We start from the raw sequence: 22,214 nt of genomic DNA, 5'->3' as shown, positions 1-22,214 counted from the left end.
CGTTTCTCCTATAAGCCCTGCGCGACGGCTTCGGCAATGGGACCCAGTACCAGCGCCGGCAAAAAACCCAGCAAATTGACAATCACGATCACCCCGGCGGTCAGCCCCAGGAAAGCGGCGCTATCCATGGGCAGCGACCCGCGCCCGGCGGGGGCGGTGCGCTTGCCGGCCAGCCACCCGGCCACGGCCAACGGCACCAGCATGGGTAGGAAACGGCCCACCAACAGAGCGACGACACAGGCCAGATTCCACCAGGGCGTATCGTCGCCCAGCCCTTCGAAGCCGGAGCCGTTGTTGGCAAATGCCGAGGTGAATTCGTAGAGCACTTGGGACAGGCCATGAAAGCCGGGATTCGAGATCTGCGCGGCGCCCGGCATAGCGACCGTGAGCGCCGAGAGTCCCAGAATGACCAGCGGCTGGGCCAGAATCGCCAGTGAAATCCAGCGCATCTCGCGGGTTTCCAAGGGCTTGCCAAAAAGCTCCGGTGCTCGCCCGACCATCAGCGAGCCCACGAAGGCGGCCAGCATCAGGTAGAGCACGAAACCGATCAGCCCCACGCCCACGCCACCGAAGGTGACGTTCACGAACATATCCATCAGCAGCATCATCCCGCCCAAAGGGTTGAAGCTATCGTGCATGGCGTTGACCGAGCCGTTGGAGGTCTGGGTCGTCCAGCTTCCCCAAAGCGCGGACAGGTCCGTGCCGAAACGCAGCTCCTTGCCCTCCAGATTGGCCCCGGGTTGGGAAAGATCCACAAGGGCGGCGTTGGGCATGCGTTCGGAGTAGACCACCACCGAGGTGGAGACGAGCGAGAACGCCAGCATCACCACTCCGATCCCCAGCATGAGCCGCCGTCGACCGCTGATCACGGCAATGGCCAGCAGCAGCGCCACCGGAATCAGCGTCAATGAGGCGGTTTCGATCACGTTGGCAAGCGGCGTAGGGTTCTCAAGCGGCACGCTGGAGTTGGGCCCGTACCAGCCACCGCCGTTGGTCCCCAGCTGCTTGATGGCCACCATGGAGGCCACCGGCCCCAAGGGAATCGACTGCACATCGTCAACCTGGGCGTCCATCATTTGAACCTCAGGGGCTGGCTGATAGCTTGCCGGCACACCCTGCCAGGTAAGCAGCAGCGCCACTACGACGGCCAAAGGAAGCAGCACGCGGACCACGCTGCGGGTCAGGTCCTGGTAGTAGTTGCCCACCCCTTTCAACGCTTCGGCGCCTCGGGTGGCCAGCAGCGTGCGCGCGATCGCTACCAGCACCGCAAGCCCCGTGGCCGGGGTGAGAAACTGAAGCGTCACGATCGCCAGCGTCTGGCTCAAATGTGAAAGCTGGGCCTGGCCTGAGTAGTGCTGCTGGTTGGTGTTGGTGGCAAACGAGACCGCCGTATGCAGCGCGGTATCCCAGGGCATGCCAGCGATGCCATCCGGATTTAGCGGCAGCATGCCCTGGAACATGAAGACCAGCCAGGCCATCAGTATCAGCCCCACGTGCAGCTTCATGATCGCCAGCGCATAGACGCGCCAGGTCATGCGCTGCTGGCTATCAATACCCGCCAGGCGGTAGATAGGTGTTTCAATGACGGCGAACAGCGCATCCATCCGGGTTCGCTTGCTCTTAAGCGCTTGGCCCATGTAGAGCCCCAACGGCACACTCAGCAGTGCCACCAGCGCGTAAATGGCGATCATGTCATTCATGGCGATCTCCTAGAAACGCTCGGGGCACATTAATGCGTAGAACAGATACGCGGCCGTCAACGTGGCAATGATCAGCAATACGGTATTCATCGATACGCCTCCTGTGATTGGCCTATCGAGAATAGAAAGAGACGGCGTAAAAATTCGATGCCGGTTTGCGGCTTCCGGCGTTAAAAAGGCGTAAAAAAACGCCCATCTGGGCGTTTTAAGTAGCCTTGAGAGGCAACCGCTATCGACAGCTTCCCCATAGATAGGTGACTATCAGACCTCTTGTGACTCGAATGGGCTTACTGCCATGAAAATCATCATTCTTGGCGCCGGCCAGGTCGGCGGCACGCTGGCCGAACACCTCGCCCGGGAAGAGAACGATATCACCGTGGTCGATACGGATGCGGCCAAGCTCAGGGAACTGCACACCAGGCTCGATATTCGCACCGTTACCGGCGCCGGCTCCTACCCCATCGTGCTGCGCCAAGCCGGCTGCGAAGACGCCGACATGCTGATCGCGGTGACCAACTCCGACGAAGTCAACATGATCGCCTGCCAGGTTGCGCATACGCTTTTTCGTACGCCGACCAAGATCGCCCGGGTACGCGCGACGCCGTATCTTACCCGCAAGGGGCTATTCGCCCACGAAGCCATCCCCATCGACGTCTTGATCAGCCCCGAACAGGTGGTCACCGACCACGTGCGCCGCTTGATCGAACACCCCGGCGCCCTTCAGGTGCTGGAGTTCGCCGGCGGGCTTTTGCAGCTGGTCGCGGTGCGGGCGTTTCACGGCGGGCCGCTGGTGGGCCAGGATCTGGCGTTTCTGGGTCGCCATATGCCCAACGTCGATACCCGCGTGGCGGCGATCTACCGGCGCAACCGGCCGATCATCCCGCGGGGCGATACGATCATCGAGGCCGACGACGAGGTGTTCTTCCTCGCCGCCCGGCGCGACATTCGCGCGGTGATGAGCGAGCTCAGGCGGGTCGAGCGCGGCTCTCGGCGGGTCGTCATCGCCGGCGGCGGCAACATCGGCGAGCGCCTGGCCGAGCACCTGGAGCACAGCCACCAGGTCAAGATCATCGAGCACAGTCTCGAACGCTGTACGAACCTCTCGGAGCGGTTGGATCGCACCGTAGTACTGCACGGCAGCGCCACCAGCAAGCGGCTTTTGGAAGAAGAGAACATCGAGGATTGCGATATCTTCTGCGCGTTGACCAACGACGACGAGGTCAACATCATGTCGTCGCTTTTGGCCAAGCGTATGGGCGCCAGGAAGGTGCTCACGCTGATCAACAACGCCGCCTACGTGGATTTGGTGCAAGGCGGCGAGATCGACATCGCGATCTCGCCCCAGCAGGCGACGATCGGGAGCCTTTTGACCCACGTGCGTCGGGGTGACATCGTCAACGTGCACTCGCTGCGCCGAGGTGCTGCCGAGGCGATCGAGGCGATCGCCCACGGTGATAAGCAGTCTTCCAAGGTGGTAGGCCGGGCGGTGCGCGATATCGACCTGCCCGAGGGCACCACCATCGGGGCGATGGTGCGCGGCAAGGAAGTCATCATCGCCCACGGTGACGCGGTGGTGGAAAGCGGCGATCACGTGATTTTGTTCGTGATCGACAAGCGCCGGATCCGTGACGTCGAGCGGATGTTCCAGGTCGGCTTGAGCTTTTTCTAGGCGTTGGCCGACAGGAGCTGCGCTAGATTTCCACCGCGCGACCGATGTACTCGATGGGCCCGGTAGGCAGCCCCGTGGGCGAGCCGGTGGCGTCTTCCATGGTCAGCTCGAAAAGCTGATTGTCCTCGAGCGGAGGCAACTGGTCCAGGTCCAGGCGTACCGGCTCGCCGGGTTCGACCAGGCCAAGCGACACCGGCGCCTGCCAGTCGTCGGCCTTGGTCCAAAACTCCAGCGCCTTGCCTTCGGGCACATCAAAAGCGCCCAACGGGATCAGCTCGATCTGGCGCCGGTTGGCGGCCTGCACCACCCAACCGGCGGACTGATTCTGCGGGGCGAGCAGCACCACCATGTACTCCGGCGTGGCCGGGCCTGCGGGCTTTAACAGCAGAAGCGCCGCCATTAATACCGCTGCGGCCACCCCCGCCCCCGTCGTCGCGCGCCAAAGCGCCACACGCTGCCAGAGCCCCGGTCGCGCTGTCGTCACGGTAGTAGAAGCATCGCGGCGCTCATTCAGGCTTCGCTGAATGCGCGGCCATAGCAATTCGCTGGGGGTTAGCGCCTCGGTGAGCGCGTTGTAGGGGAAGAAGCGCTCCTCCCAGTCGCGCAGGATTTGCTGCAGTTCCGGGTCGTTTTCAAGGCGTGCTTCGAACGCCTGGCGCTCGTCAAACGAGAGCGTGCCCAGAACGTACTCACCCGCCACCGCCTGCTTGTCATCCTGGTCGTTGGGCGCTGTCATGCCAGACACTCCCGTAGGCGCACCAGGCTTCGCTTGATCCAGGCTTTGACGGTGCCCAGCGGCGCGCCCGTATGTGCGGCGATTTCTGCATGGCTCAAGCCATCGACATAGGCTTGAAGCACGCAGTTGCGACGTTCGGCTTCAAGCTCTTTTAAACATTCGTCCATTCGCTGGCCGGTTTGCCAGTCGAAGGCGTCCAGGGTCTGCCCTTCCGGGCGTCGGGTATCTTCTTGCTCAACACTGTACGCATCGAAGGCGTCGTCCGTCACTCTTTCGCGCTGACGAATGGCGTTGAGTGCCAGATGGCGGGCAATGCTGAAAATCCAGGTGCGGGCGGTGCCTTTTTCGGGGTCGAAGGTAGCGGCGCGCTGCCAGATATTCAAAAAAGCGTCATGCACGATATCTTCCGCCATGCCCCGGTCCTTGACGATTCGATATACCACGCCGAGGATGCGCGGCCCTTCCTCACGGTATAGCGAATGAAGTGCGTCGTGCTCACCGCGGGCGCAGCGCACTAACGTGTCGGCATAGTCGAATTCATGGTTTTTTTCAGCCACGCTTTTGCTCCCTCGTAACGCGCCGGTTCACTCCCTTTTGCGCTGAGATAGAGCATAACGAGTAAGGGCCCGCGAAACGAGCCCTTAATTTTAATGAGGCAAAAAAATCCCTGCCCCGATAACGGGCAGGGTTGGACTTATTCGGCGGTCCAGAAGATGTAGTCGGCCTGATAAGTGACGATGGCCGTGGCGCCTTCGTGGTCGCTATCGCAGGCCATATCCGGCGCTACACCGCCTTCGGTGTTCAGACGCTGAATGTAGCTTACGTCGGTCATGGCGCCTTCGCCTTCAGCCGGATTGGCTTCGACCAGCTGAAGCGGGATGTTGGCGTCGCCGTTATCGGCGGTAGCAAGCTGGGTACCGGTCACTTTGGAGCCGTCCATCGCCTCCCAAGTGGCGGGCGGGCCGTAATAGCTGCCGACCTGGGCGCCTTCGCCGTCGTTGAGCGCCGCGCTCGGGCCCTTGAATACCCACGCGACGTCGCCGGAATCGTTGGTTTCACACATGTATTTGATCGCGCCTACACCGACGGTTTCGAGTGCGACGGTGTGGCCGTCCGGTACCTGGACGTCCTCTGGCGTATCCGCCAGAGCAGCGTGACTGAAGGATGCAATCAGGGCAGTAGCTAAAGTAGCACGCGTTAGATGTTGAATACTCATTTCAGTCTCCTTAAAGGTTATTATCAACCGCGTGATTCTGTGCGGCTGTATAAGGGATACACGCGAGCCGTCGTTTTGGATGCACTTTTTTTAAAAAAATTTTAGCGCGCCCCGCTCTACCCCTTTTGTCGTGTTCTCTTTTATAGTCAAAACAGCGGCTTAATCGTTAAAAGCCCTATCGCCGTCCAATAGATGTCATATCAACGCCGTAGGTTAAAGGCGGCTACTACTACTCACTGCCTTGGGAGCCCCGTATGTCTTCGAGTATCGACCCTTATGCCCTTTCGCGGCGTACGTTTTTGGGCGGTTTGGCCGCGTCGTCGTCGCTGATCCTGCTACACCCCTTTGCAGCGCACGCCTCGCCCCGCCAGGCGCACCTTCGGCTGATGGAAACCACCGACATCCACGTCAACGTGCTGCCTTATGATTACTACGCCGACCGGCCCAACGACACCATGGGCCTGGCGCGCACCGCGTCGCTCATCGACGCGGTGCGCGCAGAGTCCACCAATGCGATGCTGATCGATAACGGCGACTTTCTTCAGGGCAACCCGATGGGCGACTACATCGCCTATGAGCGCGGCATGCGCGAAGGCGACCACCACCCTGTCATCAACGCGATGAACGTGTTGGGCTACGACATCGCAACCCTGGGCAATCACGAGTTCAACTACGGCCTGGACTTCATGTTCAAGGTGTTGAACGGCGCCAACTTTCCTTTTGTTTGCGCCAACCTGACCAAGGGCGCGCTGGCGGCCAACCCGCGCAACGACGATCTTTTCCTGCGCCCCTACCTGATCAAGGAGAAGACGATCACCGATGGCGCCGGCCAGAGCAGCAGCGTCAAGGTCGGCTTCATTGGCTTCGTGCCGCCCCAGGTCATGACGTGGGACGAAAAGCACCTCGAAGGCCGCGCCAATACCCGGGACATCGTCGAGGCGGCCCAGGCCTGGGTGCCGGTAATGAAAGAGGAAGGTGCGGACATCATCGTGGCACTCGCCCACTCCGGCATTGAAGGCGCGGGCCAAACCGAGCGGATGGAGAACGCTGCGCTGTATCTTGCCGGGGTCGACGGTATCGATGCCCTTTTCACCGGCCATCAGCATCTGGTCTTTCCCGGCCCCAATGATTTCGAGGGCATCGCCGGGGTCGACCCGGCGCGGGGAACGCTGATGGGCAAGCCGGCGGTCATGGCGGGGTTTTGGGGTTCGCACATGGGGCTGATCGATTTACTGCTCGAACGCGACGGCGGGCGCTGGCGCATCGTCGACTTCACCACTGAGGCGCGCCCGATCTATCACCGCGACGAAGACCGCGACGTGATACCTAACGTGGCCTCAAGCGCAGCAGTGACTAGCGCGGTGAGCGACGACCACCAGGCCACCCTCGACTACGTACGCACGCCGGTCGGGCGCAGCGCGGCGCCGCTACACTCCTACTTTGCGCTGGTCGCCGACGACCCCTCGGTGCAGCTCGTTGCCAATGCCCAGATTTGGTACATCGAAGAGATGCTCAAGGGCGGCGAGTACGCGGGGCTGCCGGTGCTTTCCGCCGCGGCCCCCTTCAAAACCGGCGGACGAGGCGGCCCCGACTACTACACCGACGTACCGGCGGGGGACATCGCCATCAAGCACGTGGCGGATTTGTATCTTTACCCCAACACCATTCGCGCCGTGGCGGTCAGCGGCGCCCAGGTGCGCGAGTGGCTCGAGATGTCGGCGGGCATGTTCCATCAGGTCAATGAAGGCGCCGAGGACGCGCCGCTTCTTGATACGCGCTTCCCGTCGTACAACTTCGACGTGATCGACGGCGTGAATTATCGCATCGACCTGGCACAGCCTGCGCGCTACACCGCAGAGGGCGAGCTTGCCCACCCCGACGCCCACCGCATCGTCGATCTCAACTTCGAAGGCGCGCCGATCGACCCGGCGCAAATGTTCGTCGTGGCCACCAACAACTACCGGGCCGGGGGTGGCGGCAACTTCCCGGGTGTCGACTCGGAGGCGGTCATTTTCGTGGGTCCGGACACCAACCGCGACATCATCGTGCGCTATATCGTCGAGCAGGGAACGGTCGACCCGGCGGCGGACTTCAACTGGGCATTCAAACCGATGCCCGGCACCACGGCGCTGTTCGAAACCGGCCCCGGGGCAGAGCACTACCTGGCCGACGTGGCGCAGACCACGCGTATCGAACCCGCGGGGGATGGCGACAACGGCTTTGCGCGCTACCGGATCACGCTTTAACCGGCATTTCGCGCTCAGGCGAACAAGGTCGTACATGAACGAAAAAAGGGCGAGGCGCCAATGGCGCCCCGCCCTTTTTTACAACACCGGCCTCTTTTACAACACCTGCCGCGCGCTTAAGCGTTACTGCGCGGCTTTTTGCATGGCGAGTGCGGTATCCAGCATACGGTTGGAGAAGCCCCACTCGTTGTCGTACCAGGCCATGATCTTGACCAAGCGGCCGTTGACACGCGTGTGGTTGGCGTCAAAGGTCGAGGAGTTCGCATCGTGGTTGAAGTCGATCGAGACCAGCGGCTGTTCGTTGACGGCCAACACTTTGGAATTCGCCGCGGCTTTTTGCACCGCTTCGTTGATCTCTTCCTTGGTGGTATCGCGCGAGGCGGTGAAGGTCAGATCCACCAGGGATACGTTGATCACCGGCACGCGCACGGCCAAGCCGTCGAACTTGCCGTCGAGCTCGGGCAGTACCAGACCCACGGCGGCGGCCGCCCCGGTTTTGGTCGGAATCATGGAGTGCGTGGCACTGCGCGCCCGGTAGGGGTCCGAGTGGTACACATCCGATAGATTCTGGTCGTTGGTGTAGGCGTGAACGGTGGTCATCAGGCCGTTTTCGATACCGACGGCATCGTTCAGCGCCTTGGCGACCGGCGCCAGGCAGTTGGTGGTGCAAGAGGCGTTGGAGACCACCTTGTGCTCGGCGGTCAGGATATCGTCGTTCACCCCAAACACGATCGTGGCATCCGCGTCCGGGCTCGGCGCGGAGATCAACACGCGCCCGGCGCCGGCTTCGATGTGCTTGGCGGCGGCGTCGCGCTTGGAGAAAAGGCCCGTGCACTCCATGACCAGGTCGACGCCCAGCGCTTTCCAGGGAAGGTTGGCCGGGTCGCGCTCGGAGGAGATCGCAATGCGGTCGCCGTCCACGGTAATGCTCTCGTCGTCGTGTTCGACGGCGAAGGGGAAGTGGCCGTGAACCGTATCGTGGCGCAGCAGGTGGGCGTTGAGTGACGCTTCACCCAGGTCGTTGATGGCCACGACTTCGAAGCGGTCGCGGTAGCCGTTTTCATAAAGCGCGCGCAGTACGTTACGGCCGATGCGGCCAAAGCCATTAATCGCAATCTTAATGCTCACAGGGCACCTCGTTTGGCTGGTAGTGAAGTCGTTGCTAACTGTCGTAAAACGCTATTACAAAACGTGTTACAAAAACAGAAAACCAGTAAAAAAATTACAAAAAAGAGGTAAAAAAACGTATTTAAATCAATTAAAGGCCAGTTAGGGCGCTCCCAAGCGGCCTTAAGCCTAATATGTAGTAAAATTACTATAAAAACGCTATCTTGGTCCAATCATTAATTGTGGTCCGACACCCGTTTGCCAACCGCAATGCTATTTAGTCGATAAAGGAGACGCCTCATGAGCAGCAATGTGTCCTACACGCCCCTGCGCCGCACCAAAATCGTGGCAACGCTGGGACCGGCCAGCGACCGCCCCGGGGTGCTCGAAAAAATGCTCGAGGCGGGGGTCGACGTGGTGCGGCTCAACTTCTCCCATGGCTCGAAAGAGGATCACCAGCGCCGTTTAGAAGCGATTCGCGAGATCGCCGCACGCCTGAACCGCAGCGTTGCCGCGCTTGGCGACCTGCAGGGCCCGAAGATTCGCATCGCCCGCTTCGCCGACGGCCCGGTGAACCTAAAAGTTGGTGACGCGTTCATTCTGGACATGGCGTTGGATAGCCAGAGCGGCAGCGCCGAGCGGGTGGGCTGCGATTACAAGGCACTGATCGACGACGTCGCCCCCGGTGATCGGTTACTGCTCGACGATGGCCGCGTCGTGCTGGATGTCACCAAAATCCAGGGCCAGGAGGTACACACCCTCGTACACGTGGGCGGCAAGCTCTCCAACAACAAGGGCATCAACAAACAGGGCGGCGGGCTCTCCGCCCCGGCGCTGACCGACAAGGACCGGGAAGATCTCAAGACCGCGGTCGAGATCGGCGTGGACTACCTGGCGGTGTCGTTTCCGCGAAGCGCCGCGGACATGCAGGAAGCCCGCCAGCTTCTGGGCGAGGCGGGTAAGGAGATCGGCCTGGTCGCCAAGCTCGAGCGCGCCGAGGCGGTCGCCACCGATGAAACCCTCGACGGTATCATCGACGCCAGTGAGGCGGTCATGGTCGCCCGGGGTGATTTGGGCGTGGAGATCGGCGACGAAGCACTGATCGGTACGCAAAAGCGCATCATCAAGCATGCCCGCTCGCACAACCGGGCAGTGATCACCGCAACGCAAATGATGGAGTCGATGATCGAATCGCCCTTGCCCACAAGGGCCGAGGTGTTCGACGTGGCCAACGCGGTGCTGGACGCCACCGACGCGGTGATGCTCTCGGCAGAAACCGCCGCCGGCGACTACCCGGTGGAAACCATCGAAGCCATGGACCGGGTCTGCCTGGGCGCCGAGCGCGAACGGATCGCGCAGTCCTCGGGCCACCGGATTCACGAAGGGTTCGAGCGTATCGATGAAACCATTGCGCTGTCGGCCATGTACGCCGCCAACCACTTGACCGGTGTGCGCGCCATCGCCTGTATGACCTCGACCGGCTATACCCCCTTGATCGCCTCGCGCATTCGCTCCGGGCTTCCGATCGTGGGGCTTGCCCATAGCCCGATCGCCCAACGGCGCATGGCGCTTTACCGCGGCGTGGTTTCGATTCCCTTCGACACCACCGGCATGGCCGCCACCGAGGTCAATCAGAAAGCCGTCGAACTTCTCAAGGCGCACGGATTGGCGGGCCCGGGGGAACATGTCATTCTCACCCGGGGCGATCACATGAACGCCCACGGCGGCACCAATACCCTGAAAGTGTTGGCGGTGGACGCCGAATAAACGAGCCCGCGCGCCCGCAAGGCGCTATCGATAAGCCAAAACAAGAGAACACGCCATGAACGATGCCCGCCCACCCCGCCAGGCCACGCGGACGCTTGCTACCAAAAAGCGGATTGCGCTGATTGCTCACGACGGTAAAAAAAGCGAGCTTTTGGAGTGGGCGGCGCGCTGGCAACAAACGCTTGGCGCGCATACGTTGCTTGGCACCGGCACCACCGCCGGTCGGCTAAAGAGCGCGCTGGGGCTCGAGGTCGAAGGGTTGATGAGCGGGCCCTTGGGCGGTGATCAGCAGATTGGCGCGCGCATCGCCGAGCAGCGCCTGGATCTCCTGATCTTTTTTTGGGACCCCTTCGCGCCCCAGCCCCACGACCCGGATGTCAAAGCGCTGCTGCGTTTGGCCGCGCTTTGGAACGTGCCGGTGGCCTGCAACGCAGCCAGCGCGGATTTCATGCTCTCGTCGCACTATATCGACGCGGAATACGTCATGAATATTCCGGATGCCCAGGCCTGGGCCGAGGCCCGCACGCCCTAGAACGCCCTGGAACGCCCTGGAACGCCCTGACGCTACCGACAGTGCCGGGCGTTTTAGGCGCTTGCGTATTGGCCCTCGCGGACGCGCAGCTGGCGCGCCACCACTTTTTGGCCGGGCTGAACGCGGCCTTCGATGGCGTCCAGCGCGCAGGCAAGCGTGCACTGGGCCATCCCCTCGTAATCCTGGGAGACGGTGTTGATCGGCTGGGGCAAAAAGTCCAAAAGCCGGTGATCGCCAAAGGTGGCCAGTTTGAGCGCTTGAGGAAGCCCCCCACGGCCGAGAAAGTGATCGAACACCCCTTCCATCAGCGTGTAAGAGGCGGTGACGATGGCATCCACTTCGCCCATCTCGCTTTCGAACTCGGCCATTAGCCGGGCGCCCTCGCCGCGCTCGTAGCGGTTGGCGCAAAGCGTCCGCCCTGCTACGCCGCGCTCGTGCAAGGCGGTTTCGAACCCGGCCCGACGGTCGCGGCTGATCGAAAGCGCGGGCATCGCATCGATCCAGACAAGGCGCCGCGTAGTGGCGCCGATCACCGATTGCGTTAACGCCTGCGCCGCCGCGAAGTCATCGCTTACCACGCTTGCAAAGCGCGTGGGGGAAAGCCCCCGGTCGACCCCCACGATGCGAACGCCCTCGTTGGCAAGCTCGGTATAGAACGGGTCGCTTTGACTCAAACAGCTCGCGGTAATCAGCACCTCGCAGCGCTGGGCACGCAGCGCCAGCGCCAGCGCGCATTCGCTTTCGGCGCTATCGTCGGAGCTTGCCACCAAAAGCTGATACCCCTTCTCTCGGGCGCCCCGCTCCAGGCGCTTGGCAAGGCGGGCGTAGCTTACGTTCTCCAGGTCCGGCACGATCAGCCCGATTAGCCGGCTGGCGCCACGGCGCAGCGCCGCCGCCTGGGGGTCGACGTGATAGCGGTGCGCCCGTACCACGCTCATTACTTTTTCGATGGTCGCGGCGCTAATACGGCGCTTTTCCGCCTGGCCGTTGATCACGTAGCTGGCGGTGGTTCGCGAGACGCCGGCGAGCCGGGCGATATCGGCAAGTGTCATGTCGTGTCCTCACATTGAGCGCTTTAGTGTACCAGCGCCTTGACTAAGCCCCTACCAACGTCTACAAACACACCCCTTGTGCCCTGAGGTGAATCGTTTCAGCATAGCATCACCAAGGGTTTCACGATTTTAATGCGCGTTGTGACCCCGCCTTCGCGCCGCTTTCGAGTTCACGCCGGACGCGCTTTACAGGAGAACTGCATGCTCACACTTGGCCCTGACGATATCCTGCTGGGTTGCCGGGCGGATAGCTGGCAAACCGCGCTGGACGCCGCCGCCGGCGCGCTGAACGAAGCGGGGCTGACCGCGCCGGAGTACCGTGACGGGCTGCACGCTCGCGAAGCCCAGTCGTCCACGTATCTGGGCAACGCAATCGCCATACCCCACGGCACGCCGCAAAGTCGTCAGCACGTTCAGCAAACCGGCGTTCGCGTGCTGCAGTTCCCCGAAGGGCTCGAGTGGCACGACGGCAACCGTGTTCACGTACTGGTGACCATCGCCGCGCAAAACGACGAGCACCTGGATATTTTGCGCCAGCTCACCCACGTGCTGGACCGGGATGGCGTGGCCGAGGCGCTGGCCAAGGCGACCTCCACCAAGGACGTCGCCCGCCTGCTGGCCAAAGAGGTCCCGGCACCGCGGTTGGGCAAAGAGACGCTGTGCCTGAAGCTCCCCGCCCAAAGCGCCCAGGAACTGGCGCTGGCCGCGGCGGCCAGGCTCTATCAAAGCGGCTGCGTGGATAACACCTTCATCGCCGCCGTGGCCGACCAGGCCCCGGTATGGCTGGGCGATGGCTACTGGCTCGTTAGCCACTCGGGCGGGGCGCTAACGCCTGCGCTTGCGCTGGCCACCCCGGCGGATACCGCGCTCGAGGAAGCGGGCCACCCGGTGCAGGCGCTTTTCTGTTTGGCCGCCATGAGCGACTACCACCTGCCGCTTTTAAAGCAAGTCGATGCGCTGCTCGAGAGCGTAGCGAGCCAAACCCTTGCCGACGCCGACACCGCCAAGGCACTGGCGCTACTCGCCGGTGAAAACGCCGCCACCCCGACCCGTCGCGTGCGCGTGCTCAACCCCCACGGCCTGCATGCCCGCCCGGCCAAGCAGCTGGTGCAGGTGGCCCGTGCCCAGAGCGTGGCGCTCAACGTGCGCCTGGAGGAAGGCAGCCCGACCAGCGTCTCCGCGGCGAGCTTGACCAAGGTGATTGGCCTGGGCGCCCGGCGCGGGCAGTGGCTGACGCTCTCCGGCGAAGGTGAAGGCGCCGAGCAAGCGCTCGAAGCGCTGGCCCAGGCCATCGAAGGCGGGCTTGGCGAAAAAGTCGCGCCCTTCGACGGCGGTTTCGAGCCGCCCGCCCCCGCCGAGCATGAAGAACAACCGATCATGGCCCTCGAGGCCGACACGCCGCATACCGGTGTAGCCGCCTCCCCAGGGCTTGCGATCGCCCCGGTGTTCGTCATGCGCGCCCCGCAGTTCGACTACCCGGAGCAAGCGGCAGACCCCGAGCGGGAGCTATCCCGGCTGAAGGAGGCGATGCAGGAGGGCAAGGCGCAGCTAAGCGCGCTGGTGCGCCACGCCGCCGGCGGCGACGTGGCGGATATTCTCTCCATGCACGAAGAGATGCTCGACGACCCGGAGCTTCACCACGCCGCGAAAGACGCCATTCGCGAGGGCCGCTCGGCGGAGGCCGGCTGGTGGGAGGCGATCGACACCGCCGCCCACGCCCAGGAAATGCTGGCCGACCGGCTATTGGCCGAGCGCGCCGCGGACCTTCGTGATGTCGGCCGCCGGGTACTCAGCGTTTTGTGCAATGTGGAGCTCCCCGAACCGCCCAACCACCCCTACATTCTGGTCACCGAGGACATCGGCCCCTCGGATGTGGCGCGGCTCGATACGTCCCGGGTCAAGGGGCTTTTGACCGAGCGCGGCGGCGCCACGGCCCACAGCGCGATTCTGGCGCGCGCCTTGGGCATTCCGGCGGTGGTCGGCGCCGGCAAGGCGATAATGGGCCTTAATAACGCCAGCATGATGATTCTCGACGGCGAGCGCGGCCGCATTACGCCCTCGCCTTCCGAGGAGCGCCTGAGCCGCGCCGAGCAGCAACTGCTCGACCTGCAAAGCCGGGAAGCGGACGCCTGGGAGCGGCGCTTCGAGCCCGCCCAAACCCGCGACGGTCACCCGGTCGAGGTTGCGGCCAACCTGGGCAATACGCTACACGCCGAAGATGCGGTGGAGCGCGGCGCCGAGGGCGTAGGGCTTTTACGTACCGAGTTTCTGTTCATGGCCCATTCGAGCGCCCCGGATTTGGCCACCCAAACCGCCGAATACCGCCAGGCCCTCGAGGCGCTTGCCGGGCGCCCGCTGGTGGCCCGCACCCTGGACGTCGGCGGCGACAAACCCCTGCCCTACTGGCCGGTTCCCCAGGAGGACAACCCGTTTCTGGGGCTGCGCGGCATTCGCCTGGCACTGACCGAGCCACAGGTGCTGGAAACCCAGCTTAAGGCGCTTTTAATGGCCGCCGCCCCGGACGCCCAGGGCAACGCGCGTCCGCTGCGTATCATGCTCCCCATGGTCAAGGACGTGGCCGAGTTCCGCGCCGCCAAAGTGATTTACGATCGGCTGCTCGCCGAGATTCCCGCCACCGAGCGGGCAACGGATGTGCAGCTCGGGGTGATGATCGAGATTCCCTCCAGCGCCCTGCTCGCCCCCACCCTTGCCGACGAGGTCGACTTCTTCTCGATCGGCACTAACGATTTGACCCAGTACACCCTGGCGATCGACCGCGGCCACCCGGTGCTTTCCGCCCAGGCCGACGGCCTGCACCCGGCGGTGCTACGCCTGATTCAAATGACCGTCGAGGCCGCCCACGCCAAAGGCAAATGGGTCGGCGTATGCGGCGAGCTCGCCTCCGACGCCGCCGCCGTGCCGGTGCTGGTCGGCCTGGGCGTCGACGAGCTCTCGGTCAGTGCCCGCCAGGTGGCGCTGGTGAAAGCGCGCCTGCGCGAGTTCGACCTGGCAGAGGCCCAGGCCAGCGCCCGCCTGGCCCTCGCTCAGGCCACCTCTGACGCAGTACGCGACGCCCTGGAGGCCCGCTAATGGCCCGCATTCTGACACTCACCCTCAACCCGGCGCTGGATCTCGCCTTCGCCCTTGATGAGCTGGCCCTGGGGGCGGTCAACCGCCCGCACCACGCCCAGCTCGAAGCCGCCGGCAAGGGGGTCAACGTGGCCCGCGTGCTGGCAGGGCTCGGCCACGAGGTCATCGTGAGCGGCTTTCTGGGGTTTGATAACGACGGCCCCTTCAAGCGCGCCTTCGAGCAACTGGGCGTTACGGACGCGTTTTTACGCGTACCCGGCGAGACCCGCATCAACGCCAAGCTTGCCGAACGAAGCGGCCGAGTGACGGATATCAACGGCCCGGGGATCGCGGTGGACGCCGCCCCCCTGGAGGCGCTGCTGCGTGGCGTTGAAGAGACACTGGCCCACACCCCGGTCGAGGCGATCGTGGTCGCCGGGAGCCTGCCGCCCGGGCTTGATTTGGACCGCTTCAGTACCTTGCTCGAAAGACTCAAAAATACCGGGGTGCCGCTTTGGGTCGATACCAGCGGCGAGGCGCTAAAGCGTGCCATCGAGCTCGCCCCGGCGGCGGTCAAGCCCAACGAAATCGAGCTTGCCGAGTGGGCACAAGGCCCGCTGGAGAGCCTGGCGAGCCGCCAGCAGGCAACCCAGCGCCTGCACCGGGCCGGGATCGACCAGGCGCTGCTTTCCGCCGGCGCCGACGGCGTACTCTGGGTCAACGCCGAAGGCGCCTGGCAGGCCACGCCGCCGCGGGTTCGAGCGGTCAACACCGTAGGGGCCGGCGACACCTTCCTGGCGGGCATGCTGCACGGCCTGCTGAGCGGGCAAGACGCCGAGGCTACGTTGCGCTTTGCAACCGCCCTCTCCTGTGAATCGGTGCGCCACCCAGGCGTTGGCGATGCCAGGGCCAGCGATTTTTCAAACCTGGAACTAGAGACTCACGTACAGCGCCTGGAAACCGGCCGCGTCGAGGGAGCTTTTCAATGAACATCATTCTAATTACCGCCTGCCCCAGCGGCATGGCGACGACCTTTTTGGCCGCCCGGCGGCTCGAGCAGGCCGCCAAGCGTTTGGGCTGGCAAGCGCACGTCGAGATGCACGGCGAGCTGGCCCCGCTCACACCCGCCAGCGCCGAGCAGATACAGCACGCCGATCTGATCGTGGTCACCGCGGCCCACGTGCCCGACCCCGGCCGCTTCGCCGGCAAGCGCCTCTATCACGGCAGCATTGCGCAGGCGCTGCCGGCGCCGGAAGACTTTTTGGCCACCGCCAAACGTGAAGCGCCGCTCTATACCCCGGCCGAAGAGAGCCTTGAGGCGCCAGCGGCGGCTAGTGCCGAAGGCGTGCACCGAATCGTCGCCGTCACCGCCTGCCCCACCGGCGTGGCGCATACCTTCATGGCCGCCGAGGCATTGAGCGAGGCCGGCCGCGCGCTGGGCCACGCCATTCGCGTGGAAACCCAGGGGTCCGTGGGCGCTCAGGACAAGCTGACCGAGGCGGAAATTCATGACGCCGACGTGGTGATTCTTGCCTGCGATATCGAGGTCGACCCGACCCGCTTCGCGGGCAAGCGGGTCTATCGCACCTCGACCGGTACGGCGCTGAAAAAACCGCAGCTCACCGTCGAAAACGCGCTCTCTCAGGCCGTGGTAGAAGACGGCGCCAGTGCAAAGCCCTCCAGTGACAGCAAAAGCCTCAAGGAAAAAGGCGTTTACAAGCACCTGCTGACCGGGGTGTCGTTCATGCTGCCCATGGTGGTGGCAGGCGGGCTGATCATCGCGCTGTCGTTCGTTTTCGGCATCGAGGCGTTCGAGGAGCCGGGAACGCTTGCCGCTGCGCTGATGCAAATCGGCAGCAGCGCCATGGGGCTGATCGTACCAGTACTGGCGGGCTACATCGCCTACTCCATCGCCGACCGGCCGGGCATCGCGCCAGGGCTGATCGGCGGCATGCTCGCCGCGGATATCGGCTCCGGGTTCATCGGCGGCATTCTCGCGGGCTTTCTGGCGGGTTACGTGGCGCTGGCCGTCACCCGCGGCGTGAAGCTTCCCTCGAGCGTCGAGTCGCTCAAGCCCATTTTGATCATTCCTTTCGTGGCGAGCCTGGTGACCGGGCTAGTGATGGTGTATGTCATCGGCGAGCCGGTCGCCACTCTTCTGGGCGCGCTCGAGAACTACCTCGAGTCGCTGGATTCCACCAACGCGGTCATTCTGGGGCTTCTGCTCGGCACGATGATGTGCGTCGACCTGGGCGGGCCGATCAACAAGGCCGCCTACACGTTTGGGGTGGGTCTGATCGCCTCGAACACCTATGGGCCGATGGCGGCGGTGATGGCCGCGGGCATGGTGCCGCCTATCGGTATGGGTATCGCAAGCTTTCTGGCGCGCTACAAGTACGCCGCCGCCGAGCGCGAGGCGGGTAAGGCGTCTTTCGTGCTGGGGCTTTGCTTTATCAGCGAAGGCGCGATTCCGTTTGCGGCCAAGGATCCGCTGCGCGTCATTCCCTGCTGTATCGCCGGCGGCGCGGTCACCGGCGCGCTCTCCATGCTGGTCGGCGCCAAGCTCATGGCGCCCCACGGCGGTATCTTCGTGCTGCTGATCCCGGGTGCCATCACCCCGGTGCTTTTGTATCTTGGCGCCATCGTGGCGGGCTCGCTGATTACCGGGGTGAGCTACGCTTTCCTCAAGCGCGGCGCCGCCCAGGTGGCCGTGGCAAGCTAACGCCCCCGCCCACCTGACACACACTGAAAAGCGCCCAAAACGTGTTTTATTACGTTAAAGGCGCTTTTTTTTGGCGCCAAACTGCCAATAACCGCCATTGATGTAGTATTTTTTACACAACAATAAAGGCCAGCATTTGCCTGCTACCCGCCTCACCCCAAAGGAATCCCCGCTTTATGTTTCAGCTCACCCGCAGCGTCACCTGGCAGGCCCTGGAGCGCCTGCGCGATAAAACCCATAACGACCGCATTCGCGACTACTTCGCTAAAGATACGCAGCGCTTCGAGAAAATGAGTTTGAGAGTCGGCGGGCTGTTTCTGGACTACTCCAAGCACCACGTTTCTGAGGAGGTCATGGCCAAGCTGATCGAGCTTGCCGATCACTCCGCCCTGGTGCAGCGCCGCGCGCAGATGTTTTCCGGCGATATCATCAACGTGACCGAAAACCGCCCGGTGCTGCACACCGCCCTGCGAAACCCGGGGGACGAGCCGGTGTATGTCGACGGCGAAGACGTGATGCCGGAAATCACCCGCACCCGGGAGCAGATCAAACGCTTTTCCGAGGCGGTGCGCAGCGGCGAGTGGAAAGGCTACAACGGCAAGGCCATCAAGGACGTGGTGAACATCGGCATCGGCGGCTCGGACCTGGGCCCGAACATGGCGGTACGCGCCCTTCTGAAGTACCGCCACCCGGAGATGCACTTCCACTTCGTCTCCAACGTCGATGGCACCCACATCCAGAAAGTGCTCTCGCGGCTCGACCCGGCCACCACGCTGTTCATCGTCTCGACCAAGACATTTTCCACCCAGGAAACACTTTTGAACGCCAAGACCGCCCGGCGCTGGTTTCTGGAAAACGCCGGCGAGGACGCGGACGTGGGCGCGCACTTCATCGCCGCCTCCACCAACCGCACCGCGGCGATGGAATTCGGCATTCGCGAGGAGAACGTGTTCGAGTTTTGGGCCTGGGTGGGCGGGCGCTACTCCATGTGGTCGTCGATCGGCCTACCGATTGCGCTCTCCATCGGCTTCGAGGGCTTCATCGAGCTTCTGGAAGGCGCCCACGAGATGGACCGCCACTTCATCGAAGCGCCTTTCGAGCAAAACATGCCGGTACTCATGGCGCTGATCGGGATCTGGTACATCAACTTCATTGGCGCCGAAACCCAGGCCATCGTGCCCTACGATCAGGCGCTCAACCAGTTGCCCTCGTTTCTGCAGCAGCTGGATATGGAGTCCAATGGCAAGTCGGTGGATATCTTCGGCCACCCGGTCAATTACAAGACCGGCCCCATTGTCTGGGGACAGACCGGCTCCAACGGCCAACATGCCTTTTTCCAGCTACTCCATCAGGGTACGCGCTACGTGCCCATCGACTTTATCGCATCATTGAAGCCCGAATCCGGCATGGAGGAGCACCACTTCGCCCTGATCACCAATATGCTGGCCCAGGCCAACGCCTTCATGGAGGGCAGCCAGGGGGACGCCCGAGAGCTCAGCCAGGACCCCTACAGCTGCCCCGGCAATCGCCCCTCCAGCACCCTGCTGCTCGACGAGCTCACGCCGAAAAACCTCGGCGCGCTCATCGCGCTTTACGAGCACAAGGTGTTCGTCCAGGGCGTGATCTGGAACATCAACTCGTTTGATCAGTGGGGGGTGCAGCTGGGTAAACGCATCGCCGGCGAAATCAGCGAGCGTATTGATACCAATGCGGCGGACTTTGATGCCTCGACCCAGGGGCTTTTGGAGCTGGTGCGGGGGCATTTTCCGGGGGGTGGTACAGAGGAAAGTGGGCGAGCTGAAAGCAACAAAGCGGAGAGCAGCAAGAGAAGCTAGCTCTCGTTAACGCCATTTGTAGAACCTATATAAAAACGCCCAGCCAATAGTCTGGGCGTTTTTATCAATCATTTAACCAAATGTTTACTGTTCAGGTGCATTGGCCTGCCGGGTTTTTCCGGGCATTTTAATGAAGAACCAAACGCTCATCGCGATCGCCACCAGGTTAACGCCGAGCGTGAGGGGTTGATGCGACTCAAACAGGGAGTATCTAAAAACGCTGCCTACGAAGAACTCGGTGCCCATATCGAGCGTTCCCGGCGTGAACCACACGGTGAAATAAAGGCCAGAGGCAAAGAAATACCCGGCGACGGGAGAGAACACCAGCGGAATCTGGCACAGCCAAAACAGGAAGTTTGCTTTTTCGGCATTGGCATGGCCCTCGATTAGCTTGATACCACACACTATGCCACCGCTATATAGCGCTAAAAAGAGAAAGAAAAACAGCCAGTTGAATATATTTAGGCCGTTAAACAATAGTGAAAAAACCGAGACGGCACCAATGCCCCCACCCGCTACCGCCAGAGTGCCCCCTACTCTTCGCTGCCACTTATTCATGCGAGTCACCAGCTAAACAATGCGCATATCGCATTAAAAATGCCCTCTAACCCAGCCATTATCCCCTCAAATAACGCTTCGAGAAGGCCCAGTAAAATTTCGAGGAGGCTATCACCACTGGCGGCAACGGGAATCGCAACACTTATGAGGGCTACCCCTACAATCGCCAGACCCACTACGTTAAAACCAGCGAACAACATATAAGTCGTCGCGCCTGCGATAGCGAGGCTTCCAGCAATGTTCAATGCCGCTATTTTTCGAGATTTAGTGCGCTTAGCCATACGCTTTACTCATTTTTGGAAAAAGCTACTTTAGCGTTTCTCGATAGTGGCCTGCAAAGGCTGGTTCGACAAGGCGCCCGCCCAAATTTAAGCTTTTTATGAAATGGCCGATAATTAGGCTAATAACAATTAGGAACCGCTCATGAAAATTGGATTCTCCAACCTTTTCACCACGGCTAGCCGTCGTGAACCGGCGACCGGCCCAAAGCCACAAGTGGCCAATAAAGCGCCGTTAATAGCCCCCGCCGCCACGACCGACGACGCGCAGAGCAAACGCCTTAAAAAGCAGAAAGAGGCGTTTGAGGCGCTGGCGTCGCTGCCAAGCCCTAAAGAGTCGGCGATGCAGAACGCCTCGCAAAAGGTGGGATTTTTAAAGCAGCGGCTGGAAACGCTCAAGGCGATGATGCGCTTTGCCTCGCCCGAGCAGCTTAAATCCATGGCCAGCGAGCTTAAAAGCATCGCGCGGGAACTTGGCGCGGCGGCGCGCCAATTAGGTAGTGGCGGCGGTGGCGGTAGCGCCGCAGGCCCGTCGATCTCGCCCACGGTCAACGCAGCCCAGGGGGCTGGCGGCGCTGCCCCTGCACCATCCGCCGAAAACGTGGAAAGTGAGGCGGCCAGCGCCGAAAGCGATATGAAATCCGCCAACGCCACGCTTGAAAGCGCCGAGGCGGATCTCGCTCAGGAGAACCCTGATGGCGATGAAACCGCTGAAGAGCAGGAGCGCAGCGAACACTCTCAGGCGCCTAGCGATGCTTTAGCAAAAGATGGCCTGGCGCCTTCGACCACCCAGCCCGTTGAGCGCAGCCAAGGCATTAGCGCTAGCGAACACGCGCTGCGCTCTATCCTGACCGATGCAAAAAAAGAGTTTCAGGAAGCGATGAGCGAGCTGAAGATTTACCTGCGCCAAGAAGATAAAGAAGCGCGCCGCGAGTTAAAGCAAGCCGAAAAGGATATGGACAAGATGGACCGCTCCCTCGCCAAGGCAGAGACCAACGCGCTCTACTCAACCCTGGGCCAGCTGCTGCCAACACCAACGGTCGACGCTAGCGCTGCTACTGGCAGTATCGATATTAAGGTTTAATGCTTCAAGATGAAGCCTCTCACCCAACGGTAAGCTATCTGCCTGCCGCTTTCGCCTGCGTACTACCCGAGGTATTAAATGGCTGGAAGCACGCGATCGGCTGGAGCCACGGACTGATCGAGTTGGCGGAGCTTGTTGAGAGAGACTTGAAACTGACCGTTACTCGGTAGCCGTTTACCTTGAAACTGCTCCCAAACAACCCGCCCTGGCCCGTTGTAGACTTCCTCGAATGTACCATCCCGCAAAATCTTGATGATGATCGCATGCTGCGGCTGGCCCCGAAATCCAACCGAGTTGAATTGCGTGGCCTTGATCTCCACTTCCAGGCCGGTTTCGGTGACCGCGTCATGGCCTTTGTTGGAGGCCGCCCGCAACGCAAGGTTGTAGGCATCGGCCACAAGGCACTCACCCAAACTGCCCACCATGTGGCCGTCCGGCGTAAAATGCCTACCCGGAAACATGGCCTGCAATTCTTCGACCGTGGCATAAAGCTGTTTGACCAAAGTCTGAAATTTATCGTGATCAATCCTGGACATTTAACACTCTGCTAGGGTCTGTCTGAAAAGTCGACGAGCGAAGACAAGACAAGGCAAAAATTGGCGAAAAAAAGGAGTTTACATGTGTAAATGAGTATTTTGATCGG

General features: G+C 62.1%; 19 protein-coding genes. 9 read left to right on the top strand and 10 right to left on the bottom strand.

Annotated features, from left to right (window positions below):
- Positions 1-8: 8 nt before the first annotated feature.
- Positions 9-1,700, bottom strand: a complete 1,692-nt coding sequence (kdpA, locus tag ACWHVV_RS06855) for a potassium-transporting ATPase subunit KdpA (RefSeq protein WP_447928658.1) — start codon at positions 1,698-1,700, stop codon at positions 9-11.
- Positions 1,701-1,709: 9 nt separating this feature from the next.
- Positions 1,710-1,790 (bottom strand): K(+)-transporting ATPase subunit F, encoded by an 81-nt coding sequence (kdpF, locus tag ACWHVV_RS06850; RefSeq protein ID WP_447896152.1) that lies wholly within the window; start codon positions 1,788-1,790, stop codon positions 1,710-1,712.
- A 205-nt stretch (positions 1,791-1,995) separates the two neighbouring features.
- Here kdpF and trkA point away from each other — a divergent pair, with 205 nt between their 5' ends.
- The gene (gene trkA / locus ACWHVV_RS06845) at positions 1,996-3,369 is read left to right on the top strand and encodes a Trk system potassium transporter TrkA (protein WP_447528406.1); all 1,374 of its coding nucleotides are present in this window, start codon (positions 1,996-1,998) and stop codon (positions 3,367-3,369) included.
- Between the two features lie 22 nt (positions 3,370-3,391).
- On the opposite strand, the gene ACWHVV_RS06840 is transcribed toward trkA, so the two are convergent.
- The 3 genes from ACWHVV_RS06840 to ACWHVV_RS06830 all read right to left on the bottom strand — a co-directional run bounded on the left by ACWHVV_RS06840 (position 3,392) and on the right by ACWHVV_RS06830 (position 5,321).
- Complete coding sequence (locus ACWHVV_RS06840) at positions 3,392-4,105, bottom strand: anti-sigma factor (protein ID WP_447928657.1); 714 nt, start codon at positions 4,103-4,105, stop codon at positions 3,392-3,394.
- Entirely contained in the window at positions 4,102-4,662 is a 561-nt protein-coding gene (locus ACWHVV_RS06835) for a sigma-70 family RNA polymerase sigma factor (protein ID WP_447928656.1), read from the bottom strand. The genes ACWHVV_RS06840 and ACWHVV_RS06835 overlap by 4 nt, the downstream gene beginning before the upstream one ends.
- 137 nt (positions 4,663-4,799) lie before the next feature.
- On the bottom strand, positions 4,800-5,321 hold the full coding sequence (locus tag ACWHVV_RS06830; protein WP_447895681.1) for a DUF3455 domain-containing protein: 522 nt from the start codon (positions 5,319-5,321) through the stop codon (positions 4,800-4,802).
- 254 nt (positions 5,322-5,575) lie between these two features.
- Here ACWHVV_RS06830 and ACWHVV_RS06825 point away from each other — a divergent pair, with 254 nt between their 5' ends.
- The gene (locus ACWHVV_RS06825; RefSeq protein WP_447928655.1) at positions 5,576-7,567 is read left to right on the top strand and encodes a bifunctional 2',3'-cyclic-nucleotide 2'-phosphodiesterase/3'-nucleotidase; all 1,992 of its coding nucleotides are present in this window, start codon (positions 5,576-5,578) and stop codon (positions 7,565-7,567) included.
- A gap of 123 nt (positions 7,568-7,690) precedes the next feature.
- Here ACWHVV_RS06825 and gap read toward each other — a convergent pair whose 3' ends face one another.
- Positions 7,691-8,695 carry a type I glyceraldehyde-3-phosphate dehydrogenase gene (gene gap / locus ACWHVV_RS06820; protein ID WP_447895679.1) on the bottom strand — a complete coding sequence of 335 codons (1,005 nt, stop codon included), beginning with the start codon at positions 8,693-8,695 and terminating at the stop codon, positions 7,691-7,693.
- 279 nt (positions 8,696-8,974) lie between these two features.
- Here gap and pyk point away from each other — a divergent pair, with 279 nt between their 5' ends.
- Positions 8,975-10,441, top strand: coding sequence for a pyruvate kinase (pyk, locus tag ACWHVV_RS06815; RefSeq protein WP_447928654.1), 1,467 nt, complete (start codon positions 8,975-8,977; stop codon positions 10,439-10,441).
- Between the two features lie 55 nt (positions 10,442-10,496).
- The gene (locus ACWHVV_RS06810) at positions 10,497-10,973 is read left to right on the top strand and encodes a methylglyoxal synthase (protein ID WP_447928653.1); all 477 of its coding nucleotides are present in this window, start codon (positions 10,497-10,499) and stop codon (positions 10,971-10,973) included.
- A gap of 53 nt (positions 10,974-11,026) precedes the next feature.
- Here ACWHVV_RS06810 and cra read toward each other — a convergent pair whose 3' ends face one another.
- On the bottom strand, positions 11,027-12,025 hold the full coding sequence (gene cra, locus ACWHVV_RS06805) for a catabolite repressor/activator (protein WP_447928652.1): 999 nt from the start codon (positions 12,023-12,025) through the stop codon (positions 11,027-11,029).
- A gap of 201 nt (positions 12,026-12,226) precedes the next feature.
- Between cra and ptsP the strand changes: the two genes are divergently transcribed.
- The 4 genes from ptsP to pgi all read left to right on the top strand — a co-directional run bounded on the left by ptsP (position 12,227) and on the right by pgi (position 19,651).
- On the top strand, positions 12,227-15,115 hold the full coding sequence (ptsP, locus tag ACWHVV_RS06800; RefSeq protein ID WP_447928651.1) for a phosphoenolpyruvate--protein phosphotransferase: 2,889 nt from the start codon (positions 12,227-12,229) through the stop codon (positions 15,113-15,115).
- The gene (gene pfkB, locus ACWHVV_RS06795) at positions 15,115-16,083 is read left to right on the top strand and encodes a 1-phosphofructokinase (protein ID WP_447928650.1); all 969 of its coding nucleotides are present in this window, start codon (positions 15,115-15,117) and stop codon (positions 16,081-16,083) included. Before ptsP ends, pfkB begins: the two co-directional genes overlap by 1 nt.
- Positions 16,080-17,816 carry a PTS fructose-like transporter subunit IIB gene (locus ACWHVV_RS06790; RefSeq protein ID WP_447928649.1) on the top strand — a complete coding sequence of 579 codons (1,737 nt, stop codon included), beginning with the start codon at positions 16,080-16,082 and terminating at the stop codon, positions 17,814-17,816. Before pfkB ends, ACWHVV_RS06790 begins: the two co-directional genes overlap by 4 nt.
- A gap of 176 nt (positions 17,817-17,992) precedes the next feature.
- A complete protein-coding gene (gene pgi / locus ACWHVV_RS06785; protein ID WP_447928648.1) occupies positions 17,993-19,651 on the top strand; it encodes a glucose-6-phosphate isomerase in 1,659 nt (552 codons plus the stop codon).
- Positions 19,652-19,735: 84 nt separating this feature from the next.
- Here pgi and ACWHVV_RS06780 read toward each other — a convergent pair whose 3' ends face one another.
- Entirely contained in the window at positions 19,736-20,209 is a 474-nt protein-coding gene (locus tag ACWHVV_RS06780; protein WP_447928647.1) for a hypothetical protein, read from the bottom strand.
- 5 nt (positions 20,210-20,214) lie between these two features.
- A complete protein-coding gene (locus ACWHVV_RS06775) occupies positions 20,215-20,490 on the bottom strand; it encodes a hypothetical protein (protein ID WP_447928646.1) in 276 nt (91 codons plus the stop codon).
- Positions 20,491-20,632: 142 nt separating this feature from the next.
- Between ACWHVV_RS06775 and ACWHVV_RS06770 the strand changes: the two genes are divergently transcribed.
- Complete coding sequence (locus tag ACWHVV_RS06770; protein WP_447928645.1) at positions 20,633-21,571, top strand: hypothetical protein; 939 nt, start codon at positions 20,633-20,635, stop codon at positions 21,569-21,571.
- Positions 21,572-21,645: 74 nt separating this feature from the next.
- Here the strand turns inward: ACWHVV_RS06770 and ACWHVV_RS06765 are convergent, their stop codons facing one another.
- The gene (locus tag ACWHVV_RS06765) at positions 21,646-22,107 is read right to left on the bottom strand and encodes a DUF6998 domain-containing protein (RefSeq protein WP_447928644.1); all 462 of its coding nucleotides are present in this window, start codon (positions 22,105-22,107) and stop codon (positions 21,646-21,648) included.
- Positions 22,108-22,214: the final 107 nt, after the last annotated feature.

The sequence above is a fragment of the Vreelandella sp. EE27 genome (genome assembly GCF_968206495.1).
Note: the sequence above shows the minus strand (reverse complement) of the source record. Positions and strands in the feature narration are given on the sequence as shown.